General features: G+C 42.8%; 6 protein-coding genes. All 6 read left to right on the top strand.

The window, feature by feature from the left end; genetic code table 11:
- Positions 1–283: 283 nt before the first annotated feature.
- The 6 genes from lepB (at position 284) to pheT (ending at position 12,282) form a co-directional block, all read left to right on the top strand.
- Positions 284–826, top strand: coding sequence for a signal peptidase I (gene lepB / locus GVJ38_RS13715; protein ID WP_159723767.1), 543 nt, complete (start codon positions 284–286; stop codon positions 824–826).
- 92 nt (positions 827–918) lie between these two features.
- Positions 919–4,416 carry a PD-(D/E)XK nuclease family protein gene (locus tag GVJ38_RS13710; RefSeq protein ID WP_159723766.1) on the top strand — a complete coding sequence of 1,166 codons (3,498 nt, stop codon included), beginning with the start codon at positions 919–921 and terminating at the stop codon, positions 4,414–4,416.
- The gene (gene addA / locus GVJ38_RS13705; RefSeq protein WP_159723765.1) at positions 4,406–8,074 is read left to right on the top strand and encodes a helicase-exonuclease AddAB subunit AddA; all 3,669 of its coding nucleotides are present in this window, start codon (positions 4,406–4,408) and stop codon (positions 8,072–8,074) included. The genes GVJ38_RS13710 and addA overlap by 11 nt, the downstream gene beginning before the upstream one ends.
- A 61-nt stretch (positions 8,075–8,135) precedes the next feature.
- Positions 8,136–8,483, top strand: a complete 348-nt coding sequence (locus GVJ38_RS13700) for a winged helix-turn-helix transcriptional regulator (protein WP_159723764.1) — start codon at positions 8,136–8,138, stop codon at positions 8,481–8,483.
- Between the two features lie 328 nt (positions 8,484–8,811).
- Positions 8,812–9,855, top strand: a complete 1,044-nt coding sequence (pheS, locus tag GVJ38_RS13695; RefSeq protein ID WP_159723763.1) for a phenylalanine--tRNA ligase subunit alpha — start codon at positions 8,812–8,814, stop codon at positions 9,853–9,855.
- Between the two features lie 6 nt (positions 9,856–9,861).
- The gene (pheT, locus tag GVJ38_RS13690; RefSeq protein ID WP_159723762.1) at positions 9,862–12,282 is read left to right on the top strand and encodes a phenylalanine--tRNA ligase subunit beta; all 2,421 of its coding nucleotides are present in this window, start codon (positions 9,862–9,864) and stop codon (positions 12,280–12,282) included.
- Positions 12,283–12,442 lie beyond the last annotated feature (160 nt).

The raw sequence follows: 12,442 nt of genomic DNA, 5'->3' as shown, positions 1-12,442 counted from the left end.
CATCTAACGGATGTTTTGACATCATCGCTCTCATTCCTTTCAATAGCATTGAATTCGTTTTCAATTCTATTATAAAAGAAAAGACTGTAAACATCATCCAAAAAGGGACTTTGTCTACAGTCTGCGACTAGCTTTGTGCTAGTCTTTTTTTGTAGCCAGCAGATCGGGTAAGGTTTTGAGAGGTTAAAAAGTGTAAAAAAGCGTTTAGTTGAAGTCCATTCGCAACGTGTTTCGATTGATTTTGTGGTAAACTATGGCTAGTTAAATTATTGGAGGAACGAAAATGAAATCGAAAGAAACACTCAAGACTGTTTTATATTTCGTGATTTTAGCTGCTATTTTGATCGGCTTGCGGGTGTTCGTGTTTACCCCCGTCAATGTAAAAGGAGACTCGATGGACCCTACATTAGCGGATGGTGAGCGGACGATCGCATTGAAAAATAGTGAGATCAAACGGTTTGATATCGTGACATTCCCAGCGCCTGATGAACCAGGTCAAACGTACATCAAGCGAGTGATCGGGCTACCTGGTGACACGGTCGAATACAAAGATGATACGCTTTACATCAATGGAAAAAAATATGCGGAACCTTATTTGAATCAATATAAAAATGAATTGACAGATGGCTTACCTTTGACCAATGAGTTTACGTTAAAAGAAGTCACCGGTAAAGCAAAAGTTCCCAAAGGCGAGTTGTTCGTGTTAGGTGATAACCGACGGATCTCAAAAGATAGTCGCATGATCGGAATGATCAAAGAAAAAAATATCAGTGGCGATGTTAAATTCGTTTTATGGCCGCTAGATCGCTTTGGAACGATCGATTAAGAAGTGAATCGTAAAAGAAGGCAGAACAACTGTTTGTTTTGTCTTCTTTTTTGTTATAATAGGAACAACTTGAAATAGAAATGAGGGAGAACATGCCGTTACAATTTCTGATCGGTGCGGGTCAAAATGACAGCCAAGAAAAAATGATCCAATTAGCTCAAAGCTGGACAGCTGAAAATCCGCAGCGGCGGGTCTTCTTTTTAGTCCCGAACTACAATAAATTTGAACAAGAGTTGCTCTTGTTAAGCACGTTGAATCAGCAAAAGGAAAAAATTTTTAGCACGATCCAAAGTCAAGTCTTCAGTTTTGATCGCTTAGCGTGGTTCTTTTTGCAAAAAGATGGCAAGATTCCGGGAAACACATTGTCAGATGCAGGAAGCGCGATGATTTTTCGAAAAGTCTTGCAGGAAAAAAAAACAGAGCTGACGCTGTTTCGTGGCGAGATCAATAAAACCGGATTTATCGAGCAGTTGAATCGTTTTTACCAAGAGATGAAGCTGGGGAATTTAACGGTGGAAGATTTTCAACTCGTTCAAGATGAAAAAAATGATCAAGCTTTGAAGTTGCATGACTTGCAGTTGATCTATCAAAGCTATGAAGAAAATCTATTAGCCTATCACGTTCAAAATGATGATCCGTTGCAACTTTTGGCTGACTATTTGAGTTGTCATGAATTGGCAGATGATTTATTCATCGTCAGCGGTTTTGCTGAATTTACAGCTCGCGAGCTCCAAGTGCTCCAACAATTGATGACTTGCAGCGAGTTGGTCGTGTCACTCACTTTAGATCGGCCGCAAATCCAAGAGATGAGTCTTTTTTATCAAGGACAGAAAACATATCAGCAACTAAAACGATTAGCTGACTTGCAGCAAGTGCCAGTCAAATTTGATTTGAAAGCAGCTGAAAAAAAATCTGTCTTCAATCAGCTGGGACATTTTTGGCAAGGTGAAAAGGTCGCATCTTTAAAAAGTGAAGCAGTCCAAATCTGGCAAGCGCCAAGCTTAGCTGATGAGGTCAGGCAAGTGGGCAATGAGATTCGTAAGTTAGTACAACAAGGCTATCGTTACCGGGAGATCCAAGTTTTGATTCGCGATCTTGAACGTTATGAGGGAACTTTGGTGCCGCTATTTGCTCAACTGGAGATTCCGATCTACTTAGATCAAAATCAAGTGATGGTCAATCATCCACTGATCGAATTTTTAGAAGCGTTGTTTGCCGTTGACACGTATCATTACCGCATCAATGATGTTTTCCGTTTGTTGCGAACAGAATTATTCGTCCCATTTGATTGGCAAGCTGATAATTGGCAAAGCAAACAGCAAGTCTTTCGAACACAGATCGATCAGTGTGAAAATGCGTGTTTAGCTTACAATTTTAAAGGCAGTCGTTGGACAAAGGCGGAGCCGTGGCAATTTGTGGATGAAAAAGCCAGCAAGCAAGCAAAAGCGTTAGCTCAAGTACAAGAAACAGCAGCCAATACTGTTCGTTTAGCAGTCCAGCAGTGCTTACCGGCGTTTTTTGAAAAAATCAAAGCAGCTCACAACGGTCAACAAGCTGCCGGAATCTTTTATCACTTTTTAGAACAAGTCGGAGTGAAACGGCAGTTGCTCTTTTGGCGTGATCAAGAAGTGGCACGCGGTGAATTGGAAAAAGCCCGCAACCACGAGCAAACATGGCAAGCATTCGTCGCGTTGTTAGATGAATATGTCTTGATTTATGGTGAGGAAGAGTTTTCTTGGCTAGATTTTCAAGCGATCTTTTTAGCGGGGCTCCAAAATTTAGATTATGGTAAGATCCCAACTGCGATCGACCAAGTCAACATCAATGATTTGGAACTTGCACGGATTGGCCAATCGAAAGTCACTTTTGCATTAGGCTTGAACAGTAAAACGTTTCCTGCTCGTTTTGAAGATCAAGGATTACTCTCACCAGAAGAACGGGAACAATTAAATGCTGTGTTACCGACGGGAAAATTTTTGCCTGCCGCTAACAGCAGCCGAGTCAATGACGAACCGTATTTAGCTTATACCGTTTTTTTGTCGGCGACAGATAAATTGTATTTGACGTATGCCGCAAGCTTGGACGGAGAAAAGCGATTGGAGATCTCGAACTTTTTGACCCGCTTGAGTAAAGGATTGGCGATTCCGGTCCAGCAGCAGGGGAGTTTGAATCTAACGACTGAAGTACGAACTTACTTGGGGAGTTGGCGAACGCTTTTGACGGATTTGAACTGTTTGCAACGTTTGGCCCAAGATGCACATCAGCCATTGCCAGCTGATTGGTTGAGCTTAGGGCAGCTGATCAAAAAAAGTTCGCTCTCAACTTTAGCTAAACGAGTTTTTGCAAGTTTGACAGCCTTGAATGTTCCGCAAGCGTTATTACCTGAAACAGCTGAGAAAATGTATGGTAAAAATCTACACGTTTCTGTTTCGCGGATCGAAAATTTTTATAATTGTCAGTACAAGTATTTTGCTAATTTTGGCTTAGGGCTGAAAGAACGAACCGTTTATGGCTTAACGCTTGCTGATGCGGGTGAATTTTATCATGAAGCACTGGATCGCTTTTTCAAATTGATCCACGAACAAGGATTAGATTTGCTGCAATTGACCGAAAACCAGCGGACACAATTAGCGGATCAATTGTTACAACAGATTTTTGGTGAGAAGCGCTATCGGATCTTAAGCGAATCAGCCCGAATGAATTATATCCGCTACCAACTTTCTGAAACGATCCGCAAAGTCAGCTGGGGCTTAGTCCAGCAAAATCTACGCACTGATCTGAAGCCGTATGCGACAGAAGTCATTTTCGGTTCGATCGCAGGAGAAAAAGGAATTCCTGGGATCGATTTGCACTTGAATAATGGTGGCGAACTAGCGATCCGTGGGAAGATCGACCGGCTAGATACATTGCGGGGACCTGAGTCTGACTATTTGAGTGTCATCGATTATAAATCCAGCAGCCGCAGTTTTGATTTAGTCGACGCGTATTACGGTTTGGCTTTGCAGCTGATCACGTACCTCGATGTCGCGTTGCGTGACTTTGGGCAAACTAAAAGCGTCAAACCAATCGGCGCGTATTATTTGCACGTTCACAATCCTGTTTTGAAATCCGCTGAGAATATCAACGAAGAGATTTTAAAAGCTTATCGCTATGATGGATTATTTGCGAATGATCCCGCGATTTTCGAACAATTGGATCATAGTCTGGCAGAAGGAGAATCATCACTGATTTTTCCGCTAAAAAAAGACAAGCAAGGCCAGTTAGTGGTGAGCCGGGCGAAAGATAAATTTTATACGGATGAAGAAATCGAGTTGTTACGTACTTATAATCGCCAGCAGATCTTAACGGCGGGTAATGATCTGATCAATGGGGAGCTGAAATTAAATCCCGCGTATAAAAACAAAGAACGGATCGCCTGTCAAACTTGTCCGTTCCGCAGTATTTGTAAGTTCGATGTGATGTTGAAAGAAAATAATTACCATCGACTAGAAAATTTGGAAAAACCGGAGATTTTAGAACGGATGAAAGAACAAACGGATATGAAACCAGAAACAAAACCAGAAACGGGGGGTGCAGACGATGAAAAATAGATCAGTGATTCCGCCTAAGACCCCGAATGAACGTTATACAGATAACCAGTGGCAAGCGATTTACGATCAAGGAGACAATTTATTAGTTTCTGCTTCTGCAGGTTCTGGGAAAACGGCAGTCTTGGTTAGACGAGTGATCGAAAAAATCAAACGCGATCATTTATCGGTTGATCAATTATTAGTGGTGACCTTTACGGAAGCTGCGGCAGCCGAGATGAAAGAACGAATCCAAAGTGCTTTGCAAGAAGCGATCAATGAAGAAAGCGATCAAGAATTGAAAAATCATTTTACCCGACAACTGGCACTGCTACCGTTAGCCAATATCTCTACTTTGCATGCTTTTTGTTCGAAAGTGATCCAGCGTTTCTTTTATTTGATCGAATTAGATCCGACGTATCGGATGCTAACAGATGAGACGGAGACATTGCTATTAAAAGAAGATGTCTGGGACGAATTGCGGGAACAGTTTTATGGTCAGGAAGATCCGGTCTTTTATCGTTTGACGGAGAATTTCTCTAGTGATCGCAGTGATGACGGGTTAACGACGCTTATTTTGGCTTTATATGAATTTGCGCGCGCCAATCCTGAACCGTTTACGTGGCTTGAATCATTGCTGAAAAATTATCAGGTCGCGCAACTGACGGATTCACCGCTTTATCAGACGACTCTCAAACCAGATCTGTTACTGTCGTTAGAAAATAGCGAGACTCGTTACCAGCAAATGATCCAATTGACTGAAGCAGATGACACGTTGTTAAAAATCAAACAGCTAGCTGCAACCGAATTACAAGCGGTCCAACAAATCAAAGAAAAAGTTGCTGCCGATGAGTTGACTGCAGCGTTTGAACTGGCACAAGGAATGAACTTTGAACGTTATCCTAGTCCGCGAGGGAAAAAAGCGACGCCTGAGATCAAAGAAGTGTCCAACCAAGCGAAGGCACAACGGGATCTCAACAAAACGTATTTGACCGATTTGAAAACAAAAGGGTTGTTTGCGGTATCACCAGAACAACAAGTTGCGCATTTGCAAGCAGCTGGCGAATTGGTGGCTGAACTCGTTCGCGTTGAAAAAGCATTCATCACTCAATTTACGGCTAAAAAACGAGAAAAAGGATTGTTGGATTTCAATGATTTGGAACACTTTGCTTTGCAGATCTTACAGACTGCAGAAGCCGGCGAGTATTATCGGGGGCGTTTTCAAGAAGTGTTGGTGGATGAATACCAAGATACGAATCAACTGCAAGAGACGATCTTGCAGCAGCTGACGAGAACTGATCCGGGGAATCTATTTATGGTTGGCGATGTGAAGCAATCGATTTATGGTTTTCGGTTAGCTGATCCGACCCTTTTTATCGAGAAGTATCATCGTTTCGCCCATGAAGCGGGTGGTCGACGGATCATTCTAGCTGAAAATTTCCGTTCGCGTAAAGAAGTGTTGGATTTTACTAATTTGATTTTCAAACAATTGATGGACGAGCAAGTCGGTCAGATCGAATATGATCAAGAAGCAGAACTGGTCAATGGCTTTCTTGATTTTCCCGCTAGCTCGAATTTTGCGACAGAATTATTGATCTATGAAAAAGATGCACCAGCACCCGATTGGATCGAAGATAAGACGGCCGGTGAAGTTTATTTGACAGGGCTTAAGATCCGTGAACTGGTGGATCAAGGTTTTGAAATCTATGATAAAAAATCAAAAACCATGCGCCCGATCGCCTATCAAGATATCGTTTTGTTGGCTCCTACGAAAAATAATAATTTAACGATCTTAGATGTGTTCAAAGAGTTGAATATCCCGCTCGAGATCAATGATACGCAAAATTATTTTCAAACAACAGAGTTACAGACGATCATCTCGCTTTTGCAAGTCATCGACAATCCGTATCAAGATATCCCGTTAGTGGCAGTCTTACGTTCACCTATCGCGGGGCTAGACGAAGAAGAATTGGCCCAGATCAGGATCAGTGATCGGCAAACAGATTTTTATCAGGCAAGTCAAACGTACTGTAAGCAAAATCACAATGAGACAAGCGAGAAGTTGACAGCTTTTTATCAACATTTAACGACTTGGCGGGAATTTGCTCGCCGAGAAGCACTGGCTGATCTGTTATGGAAGATTTATGACGAGACTGCCTATTTGGATTATGTTTTAGGACTGCCAGCAGGAGCGCAACGCCATGCCAATCTATTAGCGTTAGTAGATCGCAGCAAAGACTATGAAAAGACGAGTTTCCGAGGTTTGTATCAGTTCATTCGATTTATTGAAAAGATGCAAGAAAAAGATAAAGATCTAGGTGAAGTCCAAAAAGCCGAAAATACCGATGCTGTACGCGTCATGACGATCCACGGGAGTAAAGGACTTGAATTTCCAGTCGTCTTTTTATTAGATCTCAGCAAAGAATTCAATGTGACGGATTTGCGGAAAAATTATGTTTTTGATGAAGCATTAGGTTTGGGGATCAAATTTTTAGACCCACAACGTGTTCGCATTTCCACTTTGGCTTTTGATGCAGTTCGCAAAGTCAAAGCCCAAAAATTATTGTCAGAAGAATTGCGAAAGTTGTATGTCGCCTTGACGCGAGCAGAGCAAAAATTATTTTTAGTCGGTTCTTATGCCGACCAAGCAGAAGCTGTCAAAACATGGAGCAAAGCGGCTACAGAAAACGAATTAGTTTTGGGCGTGAAGCTACGCGACAGTGAAAAAAATACGCCACTGAACTTGATCGGACAAGCGTTGTTCCGTCATCCAAAATTAAAACAAAACGACTATGATGTGGTAAAACTTCCAATGCTGCAACAAGATCCAACACCATTTGAGCTGACTTTTGTCACACCAGAGGAAATTGAGCGACGCCTTTCAACTTTTACTTTAGAAACAAGTGAGCTACCAGAGGTTCAAGTTGTTGATGTCAAAGAGTTCGAACAACAGTTGAACTTTATGTATCCGTACAAGGAAGCGACGACTACGACTAGTTATCAATCGGTCTCTGAATTAAAACGTCTCTATGACGATCCGGATAATCGGGATGCCGATCCGCTGAGCTTAGAGCAAGCGACAACCCAGACACGTTATCGTTTTACCGCAGATGGCTTTGAAGCACCGCGTTTTTTACAACAGACGGAACTTTCAGCTACTGAGATCGGGAGTGCTACGCATTTAGTCATGCAACTATTACCGCTTGAGGAAACGATCACTGCTGAATTTTTAGCTGATTTTATAACTGGACTGGTTGCCCAAAAAACATTGACACCAGAAATCGCAACAGCCATCGATCAACAAGCCATCTTAGCCTTTTTGGCAACGGATTTAGGCCAACTGTTGCAAAAAGACGTGACACGACTGTCGCGGGAGGAACCGTTTGCGATGTTATTACCGGCTCAACAAGTCTTTAAAGAGTATCAGGCGGCTGATTCACTGCTTGTGCATGGGATCATTGATGGGTATGTGGAATATGATGATCACTTAGTAGTCTATGATTTCAAAACGGATCAATTTTCAGCTGCTCGCAAAGACGCGTTGATCGCTCGGTATCGCGGTCAATTGTATTTGTACAAAGAAGCGTTAGAAAAAGCGAAAGATAAACCGGTTACCTCCTTGAATCTCATTTTCCTGCGTGGTCAGCAAACCGTAGACCTATTAGAAAATTTCAAAAGTTGATCCAAGTTACTTATCATTTGTAAGTAATGTGGTATACTGAGGGAGAACCGAGGTGAGACAAATGGAACAAGTAAAAACAACGGAGTTTTCATTATGTCCGAAGTTTGAAAAAGCCTTTTCGATCTTAGGAAAAAAATGGAATGGTCTAATCATCGATGTCTTATTGGAAGATGGTCCGCAACGCTTTGTTGATCTCACAGCCAAAATCCCGAATGTCAGTGATCGGGTGTTGACGGAGCGCTTGAAAGAATTGGAATTAGAAGGTTTAGTCGGCCGCTCAATCGCCTGTGAAAATCAAAAACGCATGGATTATTGTTTGACGGATAAAGGATATGCCTTAAAGCAAGTGATCACCGAATTACATGTTTGGGGCGAAACGTGGATCACCGATCAAGAATGTAGTTGCTAAAAGAATTTTTTTCTTGTAAGATGGACACATAGTTGAATACGACAAAAAGCGTTGATGAAAAAGAGTAATTTGGCGAACCTTGTAGGGAATGACTGCCGCAGACTGAAAGCAGACTAAGGATTCAAAAAATGAAGTTCACTTTCGGAGCTTGTCATTTTGACCGGTCATGGACCGTTAAATAAGTAAGTGCGTTGGAGATTTTCAACGAATTAGGATGGTAACGCGAGACCTCGTTCCTTTAGATAGGAAGCGAGGTCTTTTTTTGTTGCTTTTTAAGCGCTCGACCAGCCATTTTCGTGACCCAAAGCAAAAAGAAAGGAAGAAACAGATGAGTTTACAAGACCAATTAGAAACCCTAAAGACTCAGACGTTAGCTAAGATCGCCGCTGCAGATGAGTTAAGCGCGGTCGATCAAATTAGAGTCGAGACCCTAGGAAAAAAAGGTCCCATCACAGAAGTTCTGCGAGGGATGAAAGATTTAAGTGCGGAAGAACGTCCTAAAGTCGGTGCGTTTGCAAATGAGATCCGCGATTTATTGACGAACGCGATCGAACAACGAAAAGCTGAATTAGAAAAAGTTGCTTTGGAAAAAGCTTTAGCTAGTGAAACGCTCGACGTGACATTGCCTGGAAAACGTTTGACTCATGGCACTCGTCATGTTTTGACTCAAGTGATGGAAGAAATCGAGGATACTTTTGTTGGCATGGGCTATCAAGTTGTGGAAGGCCAAGAAGTCGAGACCGATCACTATAATTTTGAACGGATGAATTTACCTAAAGATCATCCGGCACGTGATATGCAAGATACCTTTTACATTTCAGATGATATTTTGATTCGGACGCATACGTCACCAGTCCAAGCTCGGACGATGGAACAACATGATTTCTCTAAAGGCGCGTTGCGGATGATCTCACCAGGAAAAGTGTTTCGCCGTGATACCGATGATGCGACTCATAGTCATCAATTCCATCAGATCGAAGGCTTAGTCGTTGATAAAGGTGTGACGATGGCGGATTTAAAAGGTACATTAGAAGTCGTTTTAAAAGAATTATTCGGAGCTGACCGCAAGATTCGTTTGCGTCCTAGTTATTTCCCGTTTACTGAGCCTTCTGTTGAAGTGGATGTCAGCTGTTTTAAATGCGGCGGCAAAGGCTGTAACGTTTGTAAATATACCGGCTGGATCGAGATTTTAGGTGCCGGCATGGTGCATCCTGATGTCTTGAAAATGTCTGGGATCGACCCAGAAGTGTATTCAGGTTTCGCATTTGGGATCGGACCAGACCGGGTCGCGATGTTGCGTTACGGAGTCAATGATATCCGGAATTTCTATCTGAACGATCAACGTTTCTTACAACAATTTAAGGGGGAATAAAGCGAGATGTTAGTTTCATATCAATGGTTAAGTGAATACGTCGATCTAACAGACGTGACACCTAAAGCGTTAGCCGATCGCTTGTCTTTGACGGGGATCGAAGTCGAAGGGACACATGTACCGGCTGAAGGATTGAAAAAAATCGTCGTAGGAGACGTCAAAGAATGTGTACCGCATCCAGATTCAGATCATTTGTCGATTTGCCAAGTGGATATCGGAGAAGCTGAATTGACCCAAATTGTTTGTGGCGCACCCAACATCAAAGCAGGGGTCAAAGTAATCGTAGCTTTACCTGGTTCGCGAATCGCCGGCAACGTCAAGATCAAAAAAGGCAAGATGCGTGGGCAAGTTTCAAACGGCATGATCTGCTCATTACAAGAGATCGGGTTTAGTGATTCAGTCGTACCGAAAGAATTTGCTGATGGCATTTACTATTTGCCAGCTGATGCAGTAGCTGGAGAAGCTGTTTTTCCTTATTTAGACATGGACGACACGATCATCGATCTTTCGGTTACACCCAACCGCGCCGATGCGTTGAGCATTCGCGGGGTCGCCCATGAAGTCGGAGCGATCTATGGCAAAAAAGTGAATTTTCCAGCCGTTGAGTTGACCGAGGGGAACACATCAGTCGCTGATAAGATCAAAGTGACCGTCACCGATGCTAAAGATGCACCTCATTACGAGATCCGGGTAATTGAAGGCGTCAAGATCGCACCGAGTCCGAAATGGTTGCAAAATCGTTTGATGAATGAAGGAATTCGTCCCATCAGTAATGTCGTCGATATCACCAACTATATTTTGTTATTATTTGGTCAACCGCTTCATGCCTTTGATTACGATAAGTTAGGCAGTCAAGAAATCGTCGTTCGCCGAGCAAAAGACGCGGAAGATTTCACGACTTTAGATGGGGAAGCGCGGAAATTAAACCCAGCCGATATCGTGGTGACTAATGGAGAAATACCGGTGGCTTTAGCAGGTGTGATGGGCGGTTTAGATTCTGAGATCACAGATTCAACGACGACAGTAGCACTAGAGATGGCGCTTTTTGATCACACTCATGTGCGCAAAACGTCACAACAATATAATTTACGTAGCGAGTCTTCTATGCGGTTTGAAAAAGGAATCAACCAAGCGACGATTAGTCTAGCGGGTGAACTAGCTAGCGCGCTGATCGTGGAGTTAGCCGGCGGAACCGTTTTAAAAGGTTCTGTCAAAGGGACTGAAGTGACACCACAAGCGGTAGAAGTCACCACGACTTTAGCACATGTGAATCGCTTCTTAGGGACGCAATTGACCGATGAAGACATTGAACAGATCTTTCACGCATTAGACTTTCCGTTAGAAAAAATCGGTGAGACGTTTGTGGTCAGCGTGCCACCGCGCCGCTGGGATATTTCGATCGAAGCTGATTTGATGGAAGAAATCGCGCGTATTTACGGTTATGACCGTTTACCTTCAACTTTACCAAGCGGTCAAACGGTAGCAGGCTACTTGACGCCTGAGCAAAAAACAACGCGAAAATTGCGGAGCTTAGCAGAAGGTGCCGGATTGACTGAAGCCATCAGTTATGCGTTAACAACAGCAGAAAAAGCTCAGCAGTTCAGTTTGCAGACGAGCAAATTGACTCAAGTTGCTTGGCCGATGAGTGAAGAGCGTTCGACATTGCGTCAAAATCTAATTACCGGCTTGTTAGAAGATCTAGCGTATAACGTTGCACGGAAAAATAAAGATGTGGCTTTTTATGAGATCGGTCGGGTCTTTTACCAAGCGCATGATCCCAAAAAAGATCTGCCGCTGGAAGAAAATCATTTTGCGATCGCTTTGACTGGAAACTGGCAGCCAAAAACGTGGGCGCAACAAGCTGAAGCCGTCGATTATTTCACGGTGAAAGGGCTGGTAGAAGAAATCTTTGCCGGTCTTGGTCTAGCTGATCAGCTCAGCTTCAAAGCGACGACTGAACTTCAAGCGATGCATCCAGGACAAACCGCAGCGATCTATTTAGCAGATGAGGTGATTGGTTTTGTCGGGCAAATCCACCCAACGATCGCGCAACAATACGAAGTCAAAGCGACTTTTGTGGCTGAATTCAATCTAGCGGCCGTTTTAGCCTTTGAACAAGCGCCACTTGTTTTTGAACCAGTTTCAAAATATCCAGCAGTCAATCGCGATATCGCATTACTAGTCGATGAAACGATCTCAAACGCTGATATTATCGCTACGATCAAAAAATCCGCGAAACGGTTCTTGCAACACGTAACGATCTTTGATGTGTACCAAGGTGAAAAGATCGAAGCTGGTAAAAAATCACTGGCGTACACGTTGACCTTTGTTAATCCCGAAGCGACATTAACAGATGAAGAGATCAATAGTGCCATGAAAAAATGTACCAAAGCATTAGAAAGTGAATTGGGCGCAGTGATTCGTTAAAGCTAAAAAACCTTTGAGCAAAACGCTCAAAGGTCAGACTGTAGACAAAGTCCCTTTTTGGATGATGTTTACAGTCTTTTCTTTTATAATAGAATTGAAAACGAATTCAATGCTATTGAAAGGAATGAGAGCGATGATGTCAAAACATCCGTTAGATGGT

Origin of the sequence: Enterococcus sp. CSURQ0835 (genome assembly GCF_902706605.1) — a bacterium.
Taxonomy (GTDB): domain Bacteria; phylum Bacillota; class Bacilli; order Lactobacillales; family Enterococcaceae; genus Enterococcus_A.
This window is presented reverse-complemented; position numbering and strand designations above follow the sequence as displayed.

Coding starts and splice junctions, on each gene's coding strand:
- lepB (WP_159723767.1), top strand. CDS start 284: ATGAAATCGAAAGAAACACTCAAGACTGTTTTATATTTCGTGATTTTA.
- GVJ38_RS13710 (WP_159723766.1), top strand. CDS start 919: ATGCCGTTACAATTTCTGATCGGTGCGGGTCAAAATGACAGCCAAGAA.
- addA (WP_159723765.1), top strand. CDS start 4,406: ATGAAAAATAGATCAGTGATTCCGCCTAAGACCCCGAATGAACGTTAT.
- GVJ38_RS13700 (WP_159723764.1), top strand. CDS start 8,136: ATGGAACAAGTAAAAACAACGGAGTTTTCATTATGTCCGAAGTTTGAA.
- pheS (WP_159723763.1), top strand. CDS start 8,812: ATGAGTTTACAAGACCAATTAGAAACCCTAAAGACTCAGACGTTAGCT.
- pheT (WP_159723762.1), top strand. CDS start 9,862: ATGTTAGTTTCATATCAATGGTTAAGTGAATACGTCGATCTAACAGAC.